Consider the following 23302-nt stretch of genomic DNA (forward strand, 5'->3'; position numbering starts at 1 on the left):
GTTATAAGAGGTGGTTTTGATGAATTTTAATTGAGATGAAAGTTTATCTATAGGAATTAAAAATATATATAATCAACACAAAGAATTGTTTAATCGTATAAATTTATTAGTCTTGGAGATGAAAGAAGTAAAAGGTAAAGATAAAGTTATTTATTTAATAATAAATTCAAAAACAAGACAAAATTAATTCAGAATATTAAAAATATATAAAAGTACAAATGTTTAACTCATAAAGTCTCGATTGCGATAAAGGACAGCTAAGTATGAATGGAGTGATTAATTATGTTTAAACTAATCAATAATTTGAGAATTGCATCTAAATTAGTTTTATTATTTATATTTGTATCTATATTCACAGGTGTTGTTGGATTTGTAGGAATATACAATATGGATAAATTAAATAAGAATACCAAACTAATGTATGAATATAACTTTAAATCTATACAGACACTTGATGAAATAAAACAGAATTATTTATCCATTCGTGGGAATTTAACTACATTAGCGTATAATGAGGACATGGACGTAAGTCAAAAAAATAATATAGCTAAAGAGGTACAAACTTTATTAAATAATAATGAAAAGCTTATGGAAACCTATAATAATGAATTACTTGCAGAGCATGAGAAAAATACATTTGTAAAAATAGAAAATTCAGCAAAAGAATATTCAGATATAGCAAAGAAGATATATACTTTTGCTTTAGATGGAAATAATAAATCTTCAATAGGAGAAATTTCAAATGGAACTGCTGTAAGAGAAAATCTTTTCAAATCATTAGATGAAATAATTTCTATGAATATTAACGAGGCGAGCACAAATTCAGAAAATAATATATTGACTTACAATAGTTCAAAGATTACAGTTATTGCAATTACTATATTTATATTTATTGTTGCTATAATAATTGGAATGTTATTTTCTGTATCTATTTCAAAAGAATTAAGAAAAATAGTCAATTTTTCAAAAGCACTAGGTGAAGGGGATTTAACAAAGGAAATAGATATTAAAAACAATGATGAAATCGGAGAAGTTGCAAGTGCATTGAACAAATCCAAAGACAATATAAAGGTACTAATATCTCAAATGATAGGCAGTTCAGGTGATATTAGCGCTGCTAGTGAAGAATTATCAGCAACAGCTGAAGAAGTTTCTTCAAAAATGCAAATGGTTAATGATTCTACGGAACAAATAACTAAAGGAGCTCAAGATTTAAGTGCAACAACTGAAGAAGTAAGTGCATCAGCAGAAGAAATAGCAAATGCGACAAGCGAGTTAAATAATAAAGCAAATAAAAGCTTTGAATCTGCAAAAGAAATAAAGAAGAGAGCAGAAGAAATAAAAGGACAAGCAATACAAAATATTGAAAATGGAAATAAAATTTATGAAGAAAACAAAATAAATATTCTTAAAGCTATTGAAGAAGGAAAAATAGTTCAAGATGTTAAAGTAATGGCAGAATCAATAGGAGAGATAGCATCTCAAACTAATTTGCTTGCATTAAATGCGGCTATAGAAGCAGCAAGGGCAGGAGAGATGGGAAAAGGATTTGCTGTAGTTGCTGATGAAGTACGAAGCCTTGCAGAACAATCAGCAGAAGCTGTATCTAGCATTCAAGGAATGGTTCATAAGGTTCAAAATGCTTTTGATAATTTATCAAAAAGTGGACAAGAGGTTTTAGATTATCTTGAAAATGACGTTAAACCAAGTTATGAATTGCTTAAAAATACAGGAATCCAATATGAAAAGGATGCAGAATTGGTTAATGATATAGCAAGTGACATAGCAAGTTCATCAGAACAAATGAAAGAAGTCATAAATCAAATAAATTTTGCTCTAGAAAGTTTATCTTCGACAGCAGTAGAATCAGCTACTAGCTCTGAAGATATATTAGTTAGTATTAATGAAGTGACATTAGCAATTGCAGAAGTAGCCAAATCATCTCAAAGTCAAGCAGAAACAGCTGAGACATTAGGTGAATTATCTCAAAAATTTAGTATTTAATATCTTGGCTGAAGGTGACTAAAATATAGTTTTAATTTTATGTTAATAAAGGTTGACTGAATATTTTTTCTAAATTTCATATTTAATAAAGCTGAGAATCCTTAAATTTAAAGATTCTCAGCTTTTTAATTAATATGTTCTAAATCAATAGGCTTTTATAATTATATAAGATTACCATTTACCTTTATTCATATGAGCTGCTAATTCAGCTTTAGATATTTGTTTTATGGTCCAAGCATCATTCTTAGCTTTTTCAAAGGCAGATACGCAAGTAGGATCTAAATTAATATTTATTCCTTCTCTAGAAAGCTTGAAAATTTTATCAGCCAAATTAATGATCTCTAAGTGAATATCGTTAGTTCTATCAGATTGATAAATCTTATTAGCTTCTTCACTAGTTAATTCAACAAATTTTTCTTTAGTAACTCCACATTTTGGACATTTTTCTGGAGCTTCTACACCTTCACATATAAATCCACAAACAGTACATTTAAATAAATTTTTCATAATTCTGCCTCCCTTTAATCTATCAATAATTATATTTATGCAAACACCAGTAAATGTTTACAATGTATATAATTCGCCATTACTATTTAAAATCCTCCTTAAATTTTTATATTATAGCTTTTTTAACCTAAATAAGAATAAAAAACTTTATTGTTAGTATAAGGGAAAATTAAGATAATTTATTCAGTAGAAAAAACTTTTGTTTATCAATATTACTTTTGATATTGGAGTTTTTATATGGTGGACCATAAATATTCTGCAGAATACTAGAATAAATATTCTACACCATAGATATTCTAAAGAATATTACCATACAAGAATATATATTCTTCAGAATATGCACATTTAAAAAGAGTGCGTTAGCACAATTAAGAGCTTTTTTAACTATGAAAACTGTAGTTGGGCGGTCTTATGATTTAATTTAATGTGATTTTTTAGAATGAAATATATATCCATAGTAGAAGCTAATAATATTTTAAGCTGCTAATAAAATTATGGAGTGTGTTGGTATGGTTAGAAATGAAATAAAAATGAAGTCACAGGAAGAAGAAAGATTTGATAAAAAGCAAATTGCTTTAGCTATTAGAAATTCAACAATTGAGGATGAACTTAGTTATTTTTTACTTGATGAAGGGATTATAAAATGTGAGGCATGTGGACTTAAAGATATTTGTAATGAGGCTAATGAATTAGTTGATAAATATGCAGAAAGGACAACTAGAGTTGTGGGGAATTTCACATTTGATTAGATAAAAATAGATTTGAATGCTGGAACATAAGTGAAATCAAAAAATCCAAGGTTAGCCTCGGATTTTTGTGTATTAGGGTATTTATAATATAGAGAAATAAATTTAAAAATCTTCTTTAAAGTAACTTTCTTTTTTAGACAAGCAGTAGAGTAGCATAAATTTGAACGGTATTATTTTTAAAGAATATGAAATCAATGAGTTCCTTTTCTTCTTCATTTAAATTTTTAAGAGCAAGTCTCAAATCTTCATAATCACATTTATTACAAAATAAACTTTCCAGGCTAATATCTTGAGATAGGGAATCTATTTCAACTTCGTTATGCAGGCTTAGGGCATCATTTCCATCAGTAGAGCTTCTAGTTTTCATTCTTTTAATTAAATCATTCATATTATTTTTAATATCATTTATTTCATAACCGTCGATAAAAGTTCTTTTAGAAATGTTGAATATTAAAGGCCTAAACTCTTCAGCTAACTTTTCTTTTGATAATACATCTCCATGTTTACTATTTAATTCGCATAATGCGGTGTGAAAATAATGAAAAATTATTAAGGGAAATATAGGTGAAATAATAAAACTTTGTAGTATAATATTGATATGATATTTATGGGAAAAATAGTTTATCCTTGTTATTTTGTAAAAAGTAGATAAAACTGATTTTGGGATACCTGTAATGTCTATAATCGGCAGCTAGAAAGGAGTAATTATAATGGCTGAATTTAATAATGAAGCCTATGAGGCTTTAGTCAAAGATTTAATAAATGATGCTTTTTATCTTGAGGGTGCTTCACGGAGGGGAACAATCGCAAAAATAAGACAATATGCAGAAGTTGTAGTTAGAAGAATATTAAATCTTCCTAAAAAAACTAAAGTTACATTAGGCGATGAAAGAATTATATCAAGAATTAAAACAAAAAATAATACTCTATTATTAAATGCAATAAAAACTATTAATAAAATGGGTTCAAAATGCACCCATACCCAATTGACAAGAGAGATTACCGAAGAAGATGTAAAAACTGTAATAGATAGTCTTTTTAATTTATATGCTTATTTATTAATCAATTTTTTTGAAAAATATGAGTTTGGCACAAATTTGGAAATTGTATATAAATTTTCAATTTTACCTCCTATTATAAGATATTTATCATTAGAATATCTTTATAGTAAATACCCTGAAAATATCATGATAATTGATAAGCTGTCTTTGGTAATCTTAAAAGCTCTTAATAAAGAAGCTGCAATAAAATGGATAGAAGAAATGAAAGAGAAGTTAAAGATTACACCTTCAGTGACAAAAAATGCAGAAAAAGATATTATAGAAAAATGTGGAGAAGATCTTGCAAGAGTAATTGTCTCTGCAGCACCTAATATGTATGACCTTTGCACCAAACGAATAAATTTAGTAGCTGATGATATAAGCAAAAACGGAAAATTATATAATGATTTTGAAAGTGCAATTGATTATTACAGGATGAGTGGCATAGTTAGTGGTGAATCGTCTGATATAAAAGAGTTTAATTCGATTATGGAATTTTTATATCTCGGGAGAAAGTCAAAAAATGAATTAAATTAGTTGGTAAACCAACTTCAACTAATTCATAAAATTAGTTTTTAAGATTCAATTATAAATAAAGTTAAGTAATTCATAGATTTGCAATAAATGGAGGATATTTAAAATGTGGCCTTTAGGGAGTTATGATAGAATGGTTCATGAAATTAAGAGGAGAGAAAATAGAGATATTCCTGTAACTTTTGGGATACTTATTGCTGACTATAGACAGCAAATTAATAGGGAATATATATTAAATTACATAGAACAATTTAATTATAAGTCGGATAAATATATTAATTTCTATCTACCCGGCTATTTAGAAGAAAATTTTAGCGATAGGAATGAAGAAATAATCATAGGTGATAAGAAATATTATTTTAGTGCTAGTATATATATTGAGTTTTTAAGAAAATTAGAAGAAGACTTCGATATAGAATATCCGTTTACCCCCATACTTTTATTAATAGAATATAACAAAGGGCATTTTAGTATGAGTAAAAAAGTACGTATAGAATTAGATAGTGAATCAGCAAATATAAAGAAAACAGGCAATTTATTTGGGAAGATATTTTCTATTGCACAGAAGGAAGTTAATCTGGAAGAAATAACAAATAATCTAAAAAAAGAAGAATTCAAATTGGGAATGCTTGATAGCCTTGTAAAGGCAATAGATAACGGATTTATTTCTGCAGTTTATGATAATAGTAAAAATATCAGAAAATATAAAATAATTTAGTTACTTATTTGATAACAGTACTATAAAAGTTATATTTAGTGCTGCATTATACATGTGTTTATTAGCCTAATAATAACAAGTTAAGATAGTCATTATAATTAAAATTATCTACTAACATGATTAGGAAGTAGATAATAAATATTGTTAATTAAACATCAGAGCTAATGGATTAGAGTTTACAGCAGATTGTAATTGATGCTCATCAACATGAGTGTAAATTTCTGTTGTAGCAACACTTTCATGTCCAAGAATTTGTTGTAGGGAACGGATATCTACCTTGCCATATTTATACATAAGGGTAGCAGCGGTATGACGAAGTTTATGTGTTGATATAGATTTAGGATCAAGTCCAGAAGAAATAACATATTTCTTTACAATATTTTGAATAGCTTTAGTAGTAATGCGGTTATGATTTCTGGAGATGAATAGAGCATTATTGTTAATATTCATAGAATTTCTAATTTGCATCCAATCATTAATGGCTTTTTTAGCTGCAGGGGTAAGAAAAATTTTACGTTCTTTATTACCTTTGCCAACTATAGATAAAATGTCATTATTTACTTGGTCTATATTTAAACTAGCAAGTTCAGATAATCTTAATGCACAATTTAGAAAAATAGTAATTATGCAATGATCTCTTGTGGATTCCTTTCATTCAAGTAATAAGCGAACTGATTCCTCTAAATTAAGATATTTAGGTATTCGCTTTGGTAATTTAGGAGTTTCCAATTCCTCAGCAATATTGTTTTCAATAACATGAGCTTTGGTTTTTAGATATTTCCAAAATTGACGTATGGAAACTATTTTTCTTGCACGAGTACCTGCAGAAGCATTTAAAGATTTTTGACAATAGGAAATAAAAGAATACATATCTTGTAGAGTAATAGATTTTATAAATTCTAGATTTACTTGCTCAAAGTTTATGTCAACAATATTAATATTACGTAACTTAATTATATAACTAAAAAACATAAGTAAATCTGTACGATACTCTAGGATTGTGTTTTCTGAACGATTTTTTATTATTAAAAGATAATCTAGATATTGCTCAACTAATGGACAAGTTTTGTTTGATTGCATAACTAACACCTCTGTAGAAATTGTTGACAAAATTGCAATAATATAAACATGTATACAATAGTAAACAGATAATAAATAGGTTAATAATTGAAAGCTAAGAATTTTGTAGTTATTGCAATAAAGGCAAGTGGATTTAATGATAGGCATAACAATTAAAGGTACACGGCCAATTCAAATCAATAGTAATAAAATGAAAGTCTAATTAATTAAGTTGATGAAAACGACAATAGTTGATTATAAAAAAATATATTTTTATTTAAAGTAGGTGATATTATGAATAGAACAGAGTTTATGAAAGTAATACAAAAAATTTTTACTGATAATACAAGCTATAATATTCCAGGACACGCTGCAAATCAAGCTGATGCTATAATTGCTTTATCAGTAGACCTTTATACAGATGCAAATAGATTTATATATGAACTTCTACAAAATGCTGATGACTCATCTTGTAAAGATTATTATGGTATCAAAGTTTGGATAAAAGTATTTAATGATCAATTGGTAGTAGCACATTCAGGTAAAGCATTTGATGAAAAAGATATCCGAGGTATTTGTAATATTAACAATGGAACAAAAAAATCTGACGTAAAAAAGACTGGGTATAAGGGTATTGGATTTAAATCAGTATTTGGTCAATCGAATAATGTTGTTATATATACTGATGGCGAATTCTTTAGATTTGATAGTTCTTATAATTTTGAATGGAAATGGTCTATAACTCAAAAAGAATGGGAAATTGAATATAATAGAACATTTCAATATCCCTGGCAAATAATACCAATATACACAAAAAGTACAGAAGTTAGGGGTGAAATTAGAAAATTTATTTCTGAAATTGGTGCAAATGTTGCAACAATACTCAAAATAAATCATATTAAAGAAACGAAAGATGCAATTGAAAACTTATCACAAAACGTTAATATGTTTTTATTTTTAAAGAATATAACGGAAATTAATTTTGAAGATAAAGTTATTAGAATTGATAGAAATAATGCAAATAGAATAATTCTAAATAAAGGAGAAATATCTCAAAAAGACTGGTTAATAAAAAATATTTATTTAAATGTTTCAAAAGAATTAAAAATTACTCTTTCAGAAGAACAACATATCCCATCTAAATTATTAGAAGCTAATAATATTGAGATGACTTTTGCTGCTCAAATTGATAAAAATGGAATAGTCAATTTGGATAAAGAAGATAGAGTTTTATATTCTTATTTACCTACGGGAGAAACTAAATATGCTTTGCCTGTACTAGTAAACACAAGCTTCCTTATATCAGCTAATAGAGAAAGTATTCACAAAGATTCTAAGTGGAACCAGTGGTTGTTTGAATGTATTTCTTATGAAATTTTCAAGTGGATTTCTGAGCTAGTAATTTCTCGAATTTCTTTTGAGTCATATAAATTAATACCAGAAGAAAGCTCATTGGGAGATGATTTAGCAAAATCTTATAACAGAGGTATTAAAAAAGCAAAAGAAGATATCGCTTTTATTTTATCTCGCCAAAATACATTGATTAAGATCAGCGAAGCATTGATAGATTTTACGCACCTATCGGAAAAGAACTTTGTTGGTGAAGAACCTATTAAGAATTTTATTACAAAACAAGATTCTAATGTTACAACTAAGTTTTATGTTAAGCAATGTATGTTTTGGAGTAAATTAAAAAAACTTGGCGTTTCAAGTTTTGAGTGGAAAGATTTTAAAACATTTTTGAACTCGGCATATTTTAAAGAAACACATTCAATTCAAAATAATATTGAATTAATAATTTTTTTAAAAGAATGTTGTGAATCTGAAAAAATCAAAGAAGTTACTGAGGAGTATGTGTCTAATATTCCTTTTATTTGGGATCATAAAAATCATATTAATTACCCTAAACAAGTTTGTTTTCCAGTAGATGATGATGAAAATTGGAATAATATTGAGAATGAATTATTTTTTGTGCACAAAGATATATTAGATTGGTTATTACATGATTTAGATACAAAAAACTGGTTAGAAAGCCTTGGAGTAAAAGAAAAGACTGATATAACCTACATAACACAAAATATTATACCTAATGCAAGTAACTATATTAATAAAGATAATGCAATACCTGAAATTCAAAAATTATTTGCATTATATAGAAAAGGTGAACTTGAAGAAAATCTTATTAAACAATTATCAGAAATAAAACTTATCACTACAAAAAATACATTAGTACAAGCATCTAAATGCTATTTGTCTGATTTCTATAGTCCAAGATTGAAAATCGAAAAGATATTTAAAGAAGATATGTTTATTAGCGAAAAATATTGCTATAACATTCATGAAAAAGATGAATGGAGACGTTTTTTTAAAATTCTTGGTGTTAAAGAGGGGATTAATCCAATTCCATTTAAAGAAAAAGAATCTAAATATGATCTATTAAATTATGGGGTAAAAGCAGATTTTTTTAGTACAGAAAATATGAAATTTAATCCATTTATTAATACGTTTTGGGCTGATGAATTTTCGAATATTGTTAGTTTAAATTTGATAAACAATATAGAAAACAATAATAAGTTAAGCTTTCTTTTTTGGCAAGATTTTATAGAAAATAATACTATATCGGAAGTTATAAAAAAGGCAACAGCATATTGGGGAAATTATGGCAGGGCTGGTCGTACAAGTGGTGATGAAATTTCTAATTATTTACCATGGTTTATTAAAAATATAAAATGTATTCCTACACTTAATGGAGAAACATATATATCTTCAGAAGTATTTTTAAATACAGAAGAAATAAAAGATATTGCTGGGAAATATTTACCGGTATTTAAAGGAGTAGATTTATCACAAGACTGGAGATCTTTTTTTAATTTTAAAACTAAACTTGAGCTAGAAGATTATTTGAATATACTTTTAAAGATTTCTTCTGACATTAAAGAGGATGGTAGTATTAAAAATGAAAACCATGAAAAAATACAATCAATTTATTCAATACTGCTAGATAAATGTGTTAATTGGAGTGAAAATGATATTGAAAAAGTTGAAATATGGTCTAAAAGCAATTGCTTGTTAAATAGTAATGATATTTTTACAAAGTGTAATAATTTATATTATTTTATAGATGGAAATGAATCTATTTTCCAAGAACAATATGCTTTTATAAAATTGAATCAAGAAAATAGAAACCATCAAAATCTTAAAAAAATGTTAAACTATTTTCAAGTGAAATTATTGAGTCAAAATCAGTTTAAATTGGTATGTGATGATGAAGAAATATGCGACAACTTAAAAATTAAGTTAAATAGTATTGTTCCATACTTTAAAATATGGATAGAACATGATGAAAATGATGATAATATTAAACAAAAATTATTACAGTTACAAGATAGAATTAATGAATTAGAAATTTATGAATCAAAAGAGCTAAAAATCACATATGATGAAATGAACTTTGAAAAATATGTAAATTTACATTTTGATAAAAATAGACTTTATGTAACAAATCCATGGTATTCAAATAGTGTACTATTAAGACTAGCTGAAGTTCTATGTACTTATTTAGGATTAGAGGGTTATGGCAGTAAACTAGATTTTTTATTAAGAGCTGATATCAAAGAAATTCAAAAGTACTTTATACAAGAAGACATCAATATACCAGAGGAACTTTTTGAAATGAGAAAAGATTTTGAGGATGAGGTAGATAAACCAAAGGCAAATTATTCTACACACATTGATAATGAAATTAATGATAAAGAGATACCTCCAGAATTTTATCATATGTCAAAGCATGACTATAGTAAAAAGGAGTATATCAAGAAACGTATTCCAAGAGCTGTAAATAATGTAATAGAGCATCTCAAGAAATTACCAGAATATGATTGTTCGCATATTGATGGCATTGCAGAGAGTGTTATTAGCGGCATTATAAAGAATGGAAATGAAATAACTGTAATAGCTAGACCTTCAGATGATGGTAAAATCTTGATTTTTTATCAATCTGAATTCGATGTTCTTGAATATGTAGATGCTGAACTTTGGTATGAAGATGGGATCACTCCCCCTAAACAATTTACGTTTGGTCAATTACTGAAAATGACTGGTGTGAATAGAATTCCTATTAAAAATATTGATGTTAATGATGCTGAACTACAAACTTTGCTAAATAAGTCTAAGTCTGAAGAGCTAGAATTCAATCCTATCCCATATAGTCATTATAAAATAGCAAAAATAATTTCTTCATTTGCAAATAAAAACGGGGGAACATTGATTTTCGGACTTAAAGAATTTTTACCCAATTCAAATAAAATCATAGGACTTAGCTCGGATTTCCAAGTTGACAAAATTACCAATAAGGCAATTTCACTACTTACGCCATTACCAACAGTAACTTATGATTGGGTAAAAAGTGGAGAAAAATCTATTTTTGTAATCAAAACAGAAAAAGCAGTCAATGATGTTTTGTTAGAAAATCAAAAATATATAAGAAAAGGAGTTAATAGTGTTTTAGAAAATAGCCCACTAGTAGATAAAACTACATTAAGCGTTTCTAATTATAGAAAGACTATAGCGATTATTATTGCAATAGAAGACTATATTCCTAGAGAAGAGAATCAAGTTCCAAAAGTAAAATATGCTACAGATGATGCACTTAAATTTAAAGAAGTATTGATAAAGTCACTAGAAGTAAATGAGGATGATATTTATATGTATATAAATGAACAAGCGTATAAAAATAATCTAGAGTATGATTTTCAAAACTTATTTCACTGCTTAACAGAAGAAGATCGTTTAATATTTTATTATGTTGGACATGGTTTCCATAATGGAGTTACTAATTATTTATCAACTTATGATATGCATCGATACCATATAATTGAAACTTCTGTCTCATTACGTAAAATTTTACTAGATCCTTTACTAAAATCTAAATGTAAAAATGCTCTTATTTTTATAGATGCCTGTGCCCAAAGCTTTCAGGATGAAAATGAGAGAAGTAATATTAATGATATTAATCAAGATGAAATAATGATTCTTACGAGTGAGTTTCCATATTATGCAACATTTTTGTCTTGTCAGCCAGGACAAAGTTCTTATGGAAGTGATATCCTAAAGAATGGAATATGGACATATCATTTAGCCAAAGCATTAAGTGGTAGCGTATCAGAGGTTATACAGCGTAATAAATATATCACTGATAGGTTATTGAAAGAGTATCTTTCTAGTAGTGTATGCGCATATACCAAAAAAGAACTTGGATATGATCAAAATCCCAAAGCTATTTTAGATTCAAGCCACGAAACTGTTATTGTAGAGATAGAAGATGAAAATATTTGATACGTAGATGTATACGTGTAGGAAGTCTGAAAAAAACTTAAAGCAAGTAGCTGTGTAATTGTATATGCAAAACAATTTTTAATCAAAGGGAGTAATTACATACTTCTACAAGATATTATTAGTATTTTAAGATAATCCAAACTATAGCAAAGTATTGGAATATAGTTACAGGTAGTTTTAGTAAACTTAAACTTCTAATTATTCATACAATAATAAGTTGATGTGACTAGAAAAAAGTACTTAATAACTTAGGTGTTGCTAATAAATTTAAGTTTTTAAATAGGGAAGGAGATTTATATATGATAAATAACTCCTTCTTTTATATCTCTTTACTATAAAAAAATTTTTATGACTGAAGATTGATTCCAAGCATTTTCGCTTGTTCCTGAATTTCTAAAGGTATTTCATTTCTAGAAGCAGCGCCATCTAAAGTTATACTTCCAAGAATGTTATATCCACCAGCTTTAAGTACTATTTCTATAGCTTGCAGAGTACCTTTACTTTGGGTTGGAAGTTGGCTAATCGGAAAAGGCGCATTGCACGCTGTAACCATGATAGCCTTTTTCCCTTTGTGTAATGGAATGGGCATTTCTAAACCACTCGCTGCTATTTCCTCAAAGGCAGTAAGGTTTCTATCGATAAGAATTTTTAATGGCCCAGATATATTTCCAAAATAAGTGGGACTACCAATAATTAGGATGTCAGCAGAACGAATTTTATCCCATACATTATGTCCATCATCTTTAGGAAGAATGCAGCTTTTATTTGGCCTGCACTGTAAACAGCTTAGACATGGCTTCACGCTCAAATCGTATGAGTGTATCCATTCAACTGTGTGTTTTGAGTCAATTTCTTTTTCAATACATTTCATTACACCAATAGTATATCCGTTTTTTCTAGGTGAACCATTCAAAAATAGTATTTTCATTAATAATTACCCTCCGTTTCTATATTTTATAAGATTAGAATATGTTATAAATATAATATAAAGTTCTATGATGATACAGGAGCTTATTTATACTGGTATAAATAATAATAGGATAAAAAGGAAGTTTAAATATGGAGAAACAGCGATATAAAGAACTAGGAGATTTTTTGAAAACCCGAAGAGCCAAAATCTCACCATCTGAATTAGGAATTTCAGAAGGTTTAAGACGTCGTCGTACACCAGGTCTTAGAAGGGAAGAAGTGGCACATATTGCGGGCATAGGATTGACTTGGTACACTTGGCTTGAACAAGGACGTACTATACAAGTATCGGCAGAGGTACTGGAAAGCCTGTCCAGAGTTCTAATGCTTAATAAACAAGAGCGAATTCATCTATATACTTTGGCAAGACAAGCTCTTCCAACAGATATTCCTTCATACCAAAAATCTGTTAGTCAAATTTTGCAGCATGTGTTAGATAATTTATTATTAAGTCCGTCTTTTATTATGGATACAAGATGGAATATTATTGCATGGAATAAAGCTGCAAGTGCTGTGTTTGCTGATTTTAGAAAAATAGATGAAAGCAAGAGAAATATGATTAAGATGATGTTTACATATGATGATTATAAGAAATTATTTATAGACTGGGAATCTCATGCACAAGGAATGCTGGCACGATTTCGATCAACAATAGGACACTACATTGAAGACCCTTGGCTTACTAAAATTATTGAAGATCTTAAAAGAGAAAGTGATGAATTTAATTTATGGTGGACTCGACATGATGTCCAGGGAAATAGTGAAGCGTATAAAAAACTAAAACATCCAATTGTAGGTGAACTGTTTTTTGAGTTCGTTAGTTTTGATGTTTCAGATAATTCTAACTTGAAATTAATTGTAAATACACCCTCTTTAGGATCAGATACTGATATAAAAGTAAAATCATTACTAGAACACGTTATGTAGATTTTGAATGTCATATATTAAGTGTGGGTTTAATAATAGTTAGTTCACTTAGCACTTTTATAATAAGTACTGTATATAAATAAATTATAAACAATTATTTAGGTAATAGGTATGGATATTTTTGATTTATCGCCAGAGGAGCTCACTGCATTAACAGCGGTTTTATCTATAGGAATTGCAAAACAATATCCTGAAGGAGACCGGTTAGGAGTATTGGCACTTTTTTTCACTAGTATAGGTGATATTCTGGCATTAATTCAGCTACAGAGATTAAGTATAGCTTCGAGAGCTGATACGGCACAAAATGAGCAAAGTGCACAAAATGAGAACAATACTCAGAACACTCAAAATTCTAATTCAAATGAAACAAAGGCTTAACGTTAAAATATTGTATATCATTAAATCTTACAAAATGGATTATGAGAACTCATTTCAAAATATAGTATTGTAGAATATTGAAATTAATATATTTTTTAATTTCTTTGTAAATGTAATAATACACTTATGATTATCTAATTAGTCAAGCACCAACAGATGAATTAAAACATGCATCTAAATATAACTATTTATTTACATTAAATATTACAAGTAATAATTCTAATATGAATGAAAATTTAATGAAACAGAAGATAAATACGATAACAGATACAACTAATAATGAAGGTAGTAGTGTAACTAATGCAGCAAGTACAACAAATACTGCTAATTTTATCATATATGTTTGTAAGTTTAGATACAAAAGACTTCGTGTAAATTACGCAAAGTCTTTTGTTTATTATTAGTGAGAAAGTATAATCATGATTTATATTAATACATAATAAGAGAAATTGAATGTGATTTTATCACAGAAAAGTGAATTATATTTTGCTAAGTTAGAATTAAAAAGTAAAGTGATTATAAGTAGAGGAGTGTTTTAAATGAAGAATGTTCGATTTATTTTACAGTATTATCAATGTAACAATTACCTGTACCTCTAAATCCACCACCTGACATATGTCCAGTTCCTTGTGCATTTTCGCGTCCAGCTCCATTTTTGCCTGTTTTTTGACCTGGGGTTCCAGTGCAATTATAAAGATTATTTTTTAAAGTTTCTTTTAGTAAAACACCTTCTTCATTTGTTATAGTGCCATCTGCAACGGCTTTATCAACTGCTTTATTTCTTTCTTCAAGTAGAGCTGATTTAAATTGATCTTCTGTCATTCCTTTTTCTTCTGCTAAAGTATACATTGTTTTTCCAGAATTAAGCCCCGCTGTTATTTCTGCATCTGTCATACCAAGGTTATTTTTTAATATTGATTCTATATAATCATAACCTCTCATTCCTGTAATTCTTCCAAGTCCAGCTCTTTGGTGAGTAGCAGTTGATGATGATGTTGTTGTTATTTCTGTACTGGCTGCATAGGCAGTTGCACCTAATCCCATTGTAATAGCTAAAGTTAATCCTAATATTAATTTCTTTGATTTCATTATATAGTCCTCCTTAAATTTTAAGTTAGTGTGAAAGTTTGTTAAACTGTTTTTTAGTTTGATATTGTCTACACACTAATAATAAATCATTTCTAATATGTAAAAGTGTCCTAATTGTGAAATAAAAGTACACAATTAGGACACAATTTTAATTACAGTTGATGATATAATTTAGCCATAGGAACATCAAAAAAAGATGTGAGGTGATAAAAATGAGTAAAGATATTTTGATTGCTGATGATAATATGGAAATAATTAAAATTTTAAAACCTTATATAGAAAGGGAAGGATTTAATGTGATTTTTGCACTTGACGGGGAAGAAGCATTATTAAAATTTAAACATTATAATCCTGTATTAATTTTACTTGATATCATGATGCCATTAATGGATGGAATTGAAGTCTGCAATAGAATTAGAGAAGAATCAAATACCCCAATTATTATGATAACTGCTAAAAGCGAAGATGCAGATAAGATACTAGGATTAAATTCTGGTGCTGATGATTATATTGTAAAGCCTTTTAGCCCTGGGGAAGTAGTGGCTAGAATAAGAGCAATACTACGACGCATTACTCCTATTGAAAATAATAAGCTATCGTTAATTAAATATTCATCACTTGAAATAGATATAAATAATTATGCTGTTAAATTAGAAGGAGTATATTTAAATCTTACGAAAAAAGAAATTGAAGTTTTATGGATGCTTGCAAGTTCACCTAATAATATTATCAAACGAGATGATCTTTTAGATAATGTATGGGGAATCGATTACTTTGGAGATCCAAGAACAGTTGATACGCACATAAAGAGAATAAGAGCAAAGCTGGACCTTAATGGACAGTATAATTGGGATATTAAAACTATATGGGGTATGGGGTACAAATTTGAGGTGAAAGATGTTTAAGAAAAATATTACTTTCAAACTAACTCTTGGATTTTTAGTAATTGTTGTAGTTTCGACTCTTTTTATAGGTATTATAGCTTTAAATATATTTAGAAATAATATTTATGAAGTTAAAAAGAATAATATGAACAAACATGCATTAGCAATTTCTGAAACTATTAAACCATACGTGGAGAATTCTTTAAATAATGAAGAGTTTATAAAAATGATACATTTACTAAATGATATTGATAATGCAAAGATTTGGATACTTAATACAGATAAGAGTATTATAACTGCATCGGATACTGATAATGATATTAAGTACATTAATGATTCAGAAATAACGGATTTATATAATGATATTAATAGCAAAGTATTAGATGGAGAAGAAGCGTATGACGAAGGTTATAATCCTTATTATAATGAAGAAATAATGACAATAGCAGTTCCAATAAAAGAGGATAATACCATAATAGGAGCTGTAATTCTAAATTCATCAATAACTGATTTATCAAATTCCATGAATAAATTCTTTCTAAATTTAATTTTAGCAGTTTTAGGTGAAATAATCCTTGTAGGGGTATTAGGATATTATTTTTCTAGGAATATTTCTAGACCAATAAAGAAAATTAATTCATCTGCCTTGGAATTAGCAAGGGGTCACTATGGAATAAAAACAAACATATATCAAAAAGATGAAATAGGGGAATTATCGAATTCATTTGATTTGTTGTCTTTGAAGCTTAAGTATACTATAGATGAGCTTTTCGAAGAAAAAAACAAATTAAGTAATATTATAACAAGCATGAGTGATGGAATTTTAGCTTTGGATAGAAATTCACAGATTATAAATATAAATGAAGCTGCTATAAATCTGCTTTCATATAAAATGATAGATGAAAATGAAGTCATTAAAATATTAGCAGAATTAGATGTAATTCAAGAATTCAATTCTGCTATATTAAAAAATGAGAAAAAATTAATAATAAAAGAGCATAAAGGTAAGGTATTGGAATTTTCATTATCTCCTATAAAGAGTAATTCAAATGAGATTATAGGTGGTGTCATTCTTATACAAGATATAAGTGAAAAAGAAAAACTTGAACAAATGCGTAAGGACTTCATTTCAAATGTTTCCCATGAGTTTAGAACTCCATTAACAGTTATAAAAGGTAATTTAGAGTCTATTGTAGATGGAATGACAAAGCCAGAACATGTAGCGGATACATGCATTACACTCATAAAAGAAACAAATAGACTTGAAAGAATGGTTAAAGATTTACTTAATTTAAGCAAGTTGGATTCAGGCAAATTAGAAATTGATTTTAGTGAATTAGATGTTAATATGCTCATTAATGATACTATAAGAAGCCTTAGGCCATTAATAAGAAATAAGCAGATAGATTTGGAATTGTCTTTAGAGGGAAATTTACCAACATTATTAAGTGATTATGATAAATTAAAACAAATGTTAATCATATTTTTAGACAATGCAATTAAGTTTTCTGAAAATAAAGGTATTTTAAGAGTAACAACATATACAGATAACAAAAATATTTATATAACCATACAAGATAATGGAATTGGTATACCTAACGATGAAATTCAGTATTTAGGTGAAAAATTCTACAAGGCTGATAAAGCACGAAATGCAAATGCAGGTGGAACTGGTCTTGGTCTTTCAATAGCAAAAAGATTAGCAAAGGTTTTAAATGGAAGTGTTTCTATAGAAAGTGATTTAGGAAAAGGCACAACAATAACTATTTCATTTTCAATTATGTAGGAAGAGGTGATTTTGTGAGACATGGATATCATATGGGATATGGATTTTGGGGTTCGTATATCTTAATGCTTATTTTAATGATTTTTGCAGTATTGTTATTCATTTTATTAAGAAATAAGAAAACTGAAAATCCATTTGCAATAATATTAATTGATATTCTTAAAGAAAAATATGCTGCAGGTATAATCAATGCTGATGAGTATATTGAAAGAAAAGCTGTTATTGAAGATACAGAGGATTCGAATCCTTATACTACTATACTTTTAAAAAGATATGCGCATTGTGCCATAGACACCAAGGAATTTTTAAATATTAAAAATGAAATTGAAAATAAAGGTATTAATAACTCAACATGTGAAAAACTTGCAAAGGGAGAATTGTCTTATGATGAGTTTAAACTTAGGAAATAGATTTGCTTTTCATAAAGAGAATATAAATTCATAAAAACTATTGAATGGAAACAAATAAAAAGTATTAGGGGGAAAACAAATGCCAAATAATAAAGTTTTAAAAAGTCTACGTTATATTTTACTTGCGATATTTTTGATACATAGTACTGTAGAAGCTTATCTTCACCAACTTCTGGGAGGAGGTAAGGAACCATCTATACATGCTCTGTGCCCTTATGGAGGATTAGAGTCACTTTATAGTTTGATTTTTGGAGGCACATTTATAGAAAAGATATTTTCAGGTACAATAGTTATTTTGATAATAACACTAATAATAGCATTAATATTTAGAAGGAGTTTTTGTGGACTTATTTGTCCATTTGGCGCTCTTCAAGAATTCTTCGGGATTATAGGAAAGAAATTATTTAGAAAAAGGTTTATTATGCCAGAAAAAGTAGACAAGCCTTTAAGGTATCTTAAATATCTTGTTCTGCTGGATTAAACATGGATTTAAATGAAGTTTATAAAAAGCTTGATTTACCTATGTCTATTTCAAAAGATACTAAATTAAAAGACATTAAAAACATAATTCCAGATTTTGAAGTAGAAGGGGCTAGGGAAAAGTTAAGATAATTAAATTAAGTGATAATTCGAATAAGACATACTTTTGTTTGAGTGAAAAATGATAATACTTTAGTTGAGTGACATTGTCACAGATAAGAATAGCGATATTTATTAGAATAAAAGAGAACCAAAAAAGCGAAGGTAAAAAAATAGAAAGCGCTTATTTAATAAATAACAAATCGGGGGGATTTTATTTGGAAAAATTTTTAAAGTTATGGAAGAAGTATTCATTTACACTATTAATCGCATTTATAGTATTAGGTATGTTTGATTTGAGATTTGCAGTGGTGGCTTTAATTTGTATGATAGCACCAGTAATTGTATCTATTTATAAGGGGAGATTTTGGTGCGGAAATTTATGTCCAAGAGGAAATTTTTATGATAACGTAGTATCAAAATTTAGTAATAAGAGAAAGCCGCCTAAGTTTTTTAAATCCTATTATTTTAGAGCGGTTATTCTAACAATAATGATGACAATGTTTACCTCAGGAGTATATAAAAATTGGGGGAACCTTTATGGAATAGGAATGGTAGTTTATAGATTGATTGTAGTAACAACTATAATAGGTATAGCATTATCCTTAGTATTCAATCATAGAACTTGGTGCAGCTTTTGTCCTATGGGAACTTTAGCATCAATCACAGGAAAATTTAGAAAAAGTAAAAACGTATTGCATGTATCAGATACATGTGTATCTTGCAAAATTTGCGAAAAGAAATGTCCATTAGGGTTAGTTCCATATGATTATAAAGGTGATATATTAAGCCACCCAGATTGTATTCAGTGCGGAAAGTGTGCTATAGCATGCCCTAAAAAAGCCATAGGATACAATAACATTACTATAAAATAGGAATGATTCTGTTTTAAGGTACGAAATGTTAAAATTGCATGGTCATTATGGCATTTTAAATAGTTTAATAATAAGAAGAGAGGAAACTGAGAATAATATATCCTCTTTTTTTTAATGGATTTTATTTGTGTGACTAAATCACAAATGTTTTTGAGATACTAGTATATAATAATATCAAGGAGTCACACTAGGAATAGTAAGTTAGATATATTAGATGATAAATCAAGTTATATACAAGCTTTATCTGGCAATTATCCAGTATTAGAGAAAATAGATAAAAAGAATAATATTATTAAAAGATTTAAATGAAATATTAAAAAATTAATGATATTAATGATTTATGAAATACTAATTAAGAAAAATTTGAGGAGGAATTAAAATGTTTGGATTATTTAAGAAGGATAATGGAAGAGTAATTAATGTGAATGATATTGATGAGTTAATAGGAAAGGTTGAGTTGATTGATATCCGAGAAGATTATGAATATAAGGGTGGCAGTATAAAAAGTGCTAAAAATATACCAATGGGTAAACTTTTAAATGAGCCAGAAAAATATTTAAATAAAAGTAAAGAATACTACATAATGTGCCAATCAGGTGGCAGAAGCGCAAGAGCATGTAATACACTTACAAGTCAAGGATTTAATGTTGTCAATGTTTCAGGTGGAATGGGGTCATATGCAGGAACTAAAAGAAAATAGTTTGTTTTCTTTTGCTATAGTATATGTGTGTGACTAGATCGCATAAATTTTCTAGAGATTTATATATAATAAAGTCATGGAAGTAAATAAATGACTTTTATGATAAAATAGGAGGTTCGTGATTATGAAGAAGAAAATATTAATAGTTGGAGGAGTTGCAGGGGGAGCATCAGCTGCAGCAAGACTTAGAAGGCTTAGTGAAGAAGATGAAATAATAATGTTTGAAAGAGGGCCACATGTATCTTTTTCGAATTGTGCACTACCATATCATTTAAGTGGGTTAATAGATGAAGCTGATAGATTGGTTTTAATGAGTCCAGAAAAATTTCTAGTTCAATATAATATTCAAGCTAGAGTAAATAATGAAGTGTTATCTATAAATAAAGAAGAAAAATATGCACTTATTAAAAATCTACTAACTGGTGAAACATATAAAGAGAACTATGATAAGTTAGTGTTATCTCCAGGAGCTAAGCCAATTGTGCCTAATATTCCAGGAATAGAAGAAGTGAATGTTTTTACAATAAGAAATGTAGTTGATATAGATAAGCTAAATAAATACATTAAATCAATGGATGCAAAAGACATAGTCGTTATTGGCGGTGGATATGTAGGAGTTGAAGCAGCTGAAAATTTAAGGGAAGCTGATTATAATGTGACACTTATAGAAGGAACAGATCAAATATTAAGGCCATTTGATTATGATATGGTTCAAATTCTTCATAAAGAACTTTATGATCATGGAATAGATTTAATTGTAGGAGATAAAGTTGAAAAATTTGAAAAGGATACAGTAGTTTTAGGATCAGGTAAAAAAGTTAATGCTAAAGTTGTAGTAATGGCTATTGGTGTTTCACCTGAAACTGCTTTAGCTAAAGAAGCAGCATTGGACATTGGCGAAACAGGAGCAATAAAGGTAGATCAAAATTACAGAACAAATGATGAGAATATTTATGCTGTTGGAGATGCAATAGAAGTTTATAATTCATTAACTCATTCCGTACAAAAATTATCACTTGCAGGACCGGCTCAAAAGCAGGCAAGATCCGTTGCAGACCATATGAACGGAAAGAAGGGAATAAATAAGGGATATATAGGATCATCGGCTATAAAAGTTTTTGATTATAATGGAGCATCGACAGGCCTAAATGAAGCTCTTATAAATGTCTTAAATATGAAAATACAATATGATGTTGTAAGGGTTATACTTACAGATAAGGTAGGAATAATGCCTAATTCATCACCAGTGCACTTAAAATTATTATTTGAAGTTCCAACAGGAAAGATTTTAGGAGCTCAAGCTATAGGTAAAGGTGATGTCACAAAGAGAATAGATGTAATTGCTACAGCTATAAAATTTGGAGGCACTTTAGAAGATTTAAAAGATTTAGAATTGTGTTATGCACCACCATTTTCTACTGCAAAAGATGTGGTTAACTATGCAGGATATGTTGGTTCTAATCTCTTAAATGGTGACTTTAAACAGGTTAATGTTGATTTAGTAAGAGGCCTTGTAGAGCATAATTCTCATATAATAGATGTAAGAGAAAGAGGCGAGTTTGCAAGCGGCCATATTAAAAATGCAGTAAATATTCCATTAAGTGAATTAAGACAAAGAATAAATGAAATACCAAAAGATAAACCAGTATATCTACATTGTAGAACAGGACAAAGAAGTTATAATGCTACTTTAGCACTTCAAAACTTAGGATTTAGTAAGGTGTATAATATCACAGGAAGCTTTTTAGCATTATCTTTTTATGAATACTTTAATGATAAAACTAAGAATAGAGAAAGTATTGTTACAGAATATAATTTTAGATAAAGTTTTGAAAGGTCTTAATAAGAAAACCACTCAAGTTGTGTTAAATTTGAGTGGTTTTTGTAGATTCTTTCTTAATTTCTATTTGATCATAATAGAAATTAAGAAGTAGTACAATATTTAGAAAAATTCTACATTAATAAACAAGTATCATATTATCATTATTATATTAATAAAATGTTTATAGATAAAAATAGTTTAGGGGTATTTATGTCTATTTATTTTGATTTAAAAACAATTGAAGATCTTATACGAGAAAATTATAGCAGGCAACAAAAACAATTTACTTTAGAAGAATTAGCACAATATGATGGAAGTAATGGAAAGCCAATTTATGTGGCAGTTGATGGTATAGTCTATGATTTAAGTAAAGTAGAATCATGGTCAGGAGGTAAGCATTTTGATCTTACTGCTGGGAAAGATTTAACAACCGAATTTTATTCTCATCATGGAGTTATTACAGAACTTAGCGGAATACCTAAGATTGGAATACTTACAGAAAGTAAAAATATAAATACTGCATCTAAAGCTAGGGTAGCACTGGTAGATACATATGATTTTAGCCCTGATGATTGGATTGGATATATTACTCCATTAGTTGATGATGCATTAGAAGAAGCTAATGGTGGAGTTAGTTTAGAACATTTATTTCAGAAATATATCATGGTAGGTATACTTGTAGGGCAAGGAAGAACTTTTGATCAAGCTACTAGTGAGATATCGGATTGGGAAAAGACTGGTATATCTAAACTATTAGATAAGAGTAAGATGACCAGAGATTATTAGTAGTAAAGTGAATATAAATATTTCTTGCATTAGTTTAACAAACCTACTATAAGGAACAGTCTAACAATGTTCTTTATAATAGGTTTTAAACTTTTTATGGATGTTCACAAATAAAAGTACCTTTTCATATTTTTATATAATATCTAGTACTA

19 protein-coding genes and 3 pseudogenes are annotated in these 23302 nt (G+C 28.1%); 17 read left to right on the forward strand and 5 right to left on the reverse strand.

The annotated features are described in order from the left end of the window. Positions 1-282: 282 nt before the first annotated feature. Positions 283-2004, forward strand: coding sequence for a methyl-accepting chemotaxis protein (locus CLCHR_RS01135; protein WP_079437823.1), 1722 nt, complete (start codon positions 283-285; stop codon positions 2002-2004). 171 nt (positions 2005-2175) lie between these two features. Here the strand turns inward: CLCHR_RS01135 and CLCHR_RS01140 are convergent, their stop codons facing one another. After that, positions 2176-2511: a rubredoxin-like domain-containing protein gene (locus CLCHR_RS01140; RefSeq protein ID WP_079437824.1), complete on the reverse strand. Its 336-nt coding sequence runs from the start codon at positions 2509-2511 to the stop codon at positions 2176-2178. Between the two features lie 509 nt (positions 2512-3020). Here CLCHR_RS01140 and CLCHR_RS01145 point away from each other — a divergent pair. Beyond that, complete coding sequence (locus tag CLCHR_RS01145; RefSeq protein WP_079437825.1) at positions 3021-3260, forward strand: hypothetical protein; 240 nt, start codon at positions 3021-3023, stop codon at positions 3258-3260. Here the strand turns inward: CLCHR_RS01145 and CLCHR_RS01150 are convergent. Continuing rightward, a pseudogene (locus tag CLCHR_RS01150) lies at positions 3257-3810 on the reverse strand (sigma-70 RNA polymerase sigma factor region 4 domain-containing protein). The gene CLCHR_RS01145 and the pseudogene CLCHR_RS01150 overlap by 4 nt on opposite strands. A 160-nt stretch (positions 3811-3970) precedes the next feature. Between CLCHR_RS01150 and CLCHR_RS01155 the strand changes: the two are divergent. Both CLCHR_RS01155 and CLCHR_RS01160 read left to right on the forward strand, forming a co-directional pair. Next, complete coding sequence (locus tag CLCHR_RS01155) at positions 3971-4837, forward strand: hypothetical protein (RefSeq protein WP_079437826.1); 867 nt, start codon at positions 3971-3973, stop codon at positions 4835-4837. A 103-nt stretch (positions 4838-4940) separates the two neighbouring features. Next, positions 4941-5552, forward strand: coding sequence for a hypothetical protein (locus CLCHR_RS01160; RefSeq protein ID WP_079437827.1), 612 nt, complete (start codon positions 4941-4943; stop codon positions 5550-5552). Between the two features lie 144 nt (positions 5553-5696). Here the strand turns inward: CLCHR_RS01160 and CLCHR_RS01165 are convergent. Further along, a pseudogene (locus CLCHR_RS01165) lies at positions 5697-6632 on the reverse strand (tyrosine recombinase XerC). Positions 6633-6905: 273 nt separating this feature from the next. Here CLCHR_RS01165 and CLCHR_RS01170 point away from each other — a divergent pair. Next, positions 6906-11945, forward strand: a complete 5040-nt coding sequence (locus CLCHR_RS01170; RefSeq protein ID WP_079437828.1) for a sacsin N-terminal ATP-binding-like domain-containing protein — start codon at positions 6906-6908, stop codon at positions 11943-11945. Positions 11946-12291: 346 nt separating this feature from the next. On the opposite strand, the gene CLCHR_RS01175 is transcribed toward CLCHR_RS01170, so the two are convergent. Continuing rightward, on the reverse strand, positions 12292-12873 hold the full coding sequence (locus CLCHR_RS01175; RefSeq protein ID WP_079437829.1) for a flavodoxin family protein: 582 nt from the start codon (positions 12871-12873) through the stop codon (positions 12292-12294). A gap of 131 nt (positions 12874-13004) precedes the next feature. Here CLCHR_RS01175 and CLCHR_RS01180 point away from each other — a divergent pair, with 131 nt between their 5' ends. The 3 genes from CLCHR_RS01180 to CLCHR_RS25060 all read left to right on the forward strand — a co-directional run bounded on the left by CLCHR_RS01180 (position 13005) and on the right by CLCHR_RS25060 (position 14623). Further along, entirely contained in the window at positions 13005-13841 is an 837-nt protein-coding gene (locus tag CLCHR_RS01180) for a helix-turn-helix transcriptional regulator (protein ID WP_079437830.1), read from the forward strand. Between the two features lie 111 nt (positions 13842-13952). Next, positions 13953-14219 (forward strand): hypothetical protein, encoded by a 267-nt coding sequence (locus tag CLCHR_RS01185; RefSeq protein ID WP_079437831.1) that lies wholly within the window; start codon positions 13953-13955, stop codon positions 14217-14219. Positions 14220-14443: 224 nt separating this feature from the next. Next, complete coding sequence (locus CLCHR_RS25060) at positions 14444-14623, forward strand: hypothetical protein (RefSeq protein WP_079437832.1); 180 nt, start codon at positions 14444-14446, stop codon at positions 14621-14623. Between the two features lie 151 nt (positions 14624-14774). Here the strand turns inward: CLCHR_RS25060 and CLCHR_RS01195 are convergent, their stop codons facing one another. Further along, positions 14775-15308 carry a hypothetical protein gene (locus tag CLCHR_RS01195; RefSeq protein WP_079437833.1) on the reverse strand — a complete coding sequence of 178 codons (534 nt, stop codon included), beginning with the start codon at positions 15306-15308 and terminating at the stop codon, positions 14775-14777. Positions 15309-15520: 212 nt separating this feature from the next. On the opposite strand from CLCHR_RS01195, the gene CLCHR_RS01200 reads away from it, so the two are divergent. From CLCHR_RS01200 to CLCHR_RS01235, 9 genes and pseudogenes are all read left to right on the forward strand, one after another. Further along, a complete protein-coding gene (locus CLCHR_RS01200) occupies positions 15521-16213 on the forward strand; it encodes a response regulator transcription factor (protein WP_079437834.1) in 693 nt (230 codons plus the stop codon). Continuing rightward, a complete protein-coding gene (locus CLCHR_RS01205) occupies positions 16206-17978 on the forward strand; it encodes an ATP-binding protein (protein ID WP_079437835.1) in 1773 nt (590 codons plus the stop codon). Before CLCHR_RS01200 ends, CLCHR_RS01205 begins: the two co-directional genes overlap by 8 nt. Positions 17979-17992: 14 nt before the next feature. After that, positions 17993-18388, forward strand: coding sequence for an SHOCT domain-containing protein (locus CLCHR_RS01210; protein ID WP_079437836.1), 396 nt, complete (start codon positions 17993-17995; stop codon positions 18386-18388). 79 nt (positions 18389-18467) lie between these two features. Then, positions 18468-18860: pseudogene (locus CLCHR_RS01215) on the forward strand (4Fe-4S binding protein); the annotation flags it as partial. 11 nt (positions 18861-18871) lie between these two features. After that, positions 18872-19000, forward strand: coding sequence for a hypothetical protein (locus tag CLCHR_RS25395; protein WP_278336971.1), 129 nt, complete (start codon positions 18872-18874; stop codon positions 18998-19000). Between the two features lie 185 nt (positions 19001-19185). Then, complete coding sequence (locus CLCHR_RS01220) at positions 19186-19842, forward strand: 4Fe-4S binding protein (RefSeq protein WP_079437837.1); 657 nt, start codon at positions 19186-19188, stop codon at positions 19840-19842. Between the two features lie 379 nt (positions 19843-20221). Continuing rightward, a complete protein-coding gene (locus CLCHR_RS01225; RefSeq protein WP_079437838.1) occupies positions 20222-20542 on the forward strand; it encodes a rhodanese-like domain-containing protein in 321 nt (106 codons plus the stop codon). 124 nt (positions 20543-20666) lie between these two features. Beyond that, the gene (locus CLCHR_RS01230) at positions 20667-22367 is read left to right on the forward strand and encodes an FAD-dependent oxidoreductase (protein WP_079437839.1); all 1701 of its coding nucleotides are present in this window, start codon (positions 20667-20669) and stop codon (positions 22365-22367) included. A 207-nt stretch (positions 22368-22574) separates the two neighbouring features. Next, on the forward strand, positions 22575-23150 hold the full coding sequence (locus tag CLCHR_RS01235; protein ID WP_079437840.1) for a cytochrome b5 domain-containing protein: 576 nt from the start codon (positions 22575-22577) through the stop codon (positions 23148-23150). Positions 23151-23302: the final 152 nt, after the last annotated feature.

It is taken from the genome of Clostridium chromiireducens (assembly GCF_002029255.1).
In the GTDB taxonomy this organism is placed as follows: domain Bacteria; phylum Bacillota; class Clostridia; order Clostridiales; family Clostridiaceae; genus Clostridium; species Clostridium chromiireducens.

Coding starts and splice junctions, on each gene's coding strand:
- CLCHR_RS01135 (WP_079437823.1), top strand. CDS start 283: ATGTTTAAACTAATCAATAATTTGAGAATTGCATCTAAATTAGTTTTA.
- CLCHR_RS01140 (WP_079437824.1), bottom strand. CDS start 2,511: ATGAAAAATTTATTTAAATGTACTGTTTGTGGATTTATATGTGAAGGT.
- CLCHR_RS01145 (WP_079437825.1), top strand. CDS start 3,021: ATGGTTAGAAATGAAATAAAAATGAAGTCACAGGAAGAAGAAAGATTT.
- CLCHR_RS01155 (WP_079437826.1), top strand. CDS start 3,971: ATGGCTGAATTTAATAATGAAGCCTATGAGGCTTTAGTCAAAGATTTA.
- CLCHR_RS01160 (WP_079437827.1), top strand. CDS start 4,941: ATGTGGCCTTTAGGGAGTTATGATAGAATGGTTCATGAAATTAAGAGG.
- CLCHR_RS01170 (WP_079437828.1), top strand. CDS start 6,906: ATGAATAGAACAGAGTTTATGAAAGTAATACAAAAAATTTTTACTGAT.
- CLCHR_RS01175 (WP_079437829.1), bottom strand. CDS start 12,873: ATGAAAATACTATTTTTGAATGGTTCACCTAGAAAAAACGGATATACT.
- CLCHR_RS01180 (WP_079437830.1), top strand. CDS start 13,005: ATGGAGAAACAGCGATATAAAGAACTAGGAGATTTTTTGAAAACCCGA.
- CLCHR_RS01185 (WP_079437831.1), top strand. CDS start 13,953: ATGGATATTTTTGATTTATCGCCAGAGGAGCTCACTGCATTAACAGCG.
- CLCHR_RS25060 (WP_079437832.1), top strand. CDS start 14,444: ATGAATGAAAATTTAATGAAACAGAAGATAAATACGATAACAGATACA.
- CLCHR_RS01195 (WP_079437833.1), bottom strand. CDS start 15,308: ATGAAATCAAAGAAATTAATATTAGGATTAACTTTAGCTATTACAATG.
- CLCHR_RS01200 (WP_079437834.1), top strand. CDS start 15,521: ATGAGTAAAGATATTTTGATTGCTGATGATAATATGGAAATAATTAAA.
- CLCHR_RS01205 (WP_079437835.1), top strand. CDS start 16,206: ATGTTTAAGAAAAATATTACTTTCAAACTAACTCTTGGATTTTTAGTA.
- CLCHR_RS25395 (WP_278336971.1), top strand. CDS start 18,872: ATGGATTTAAATGAAGTTTATAAAAAGCTTGATTTACCTATGTCTATT.
- CLCHR_RS01225 (WP_079437838.1), top strand. CDS start 20,222: ATGTTTGGATTATTTAAGAAGGATAATGGAAGAGTAATTAATGTGAAT.
- CLCHR_RS01230 (WP_079437839.1), top strand. CDS start 20,667: ATGAAGAAGAAAATATTAATAGTTGGAGGAGTTGCAGGGGGAGCATCA.
- CLCHR_RS01235 (WP_079437840.1), top strand. CDS start 22,575: ATGTCTATTTATTTTGATTTAAAAACAATTGAAGATCTTATACGAGAA.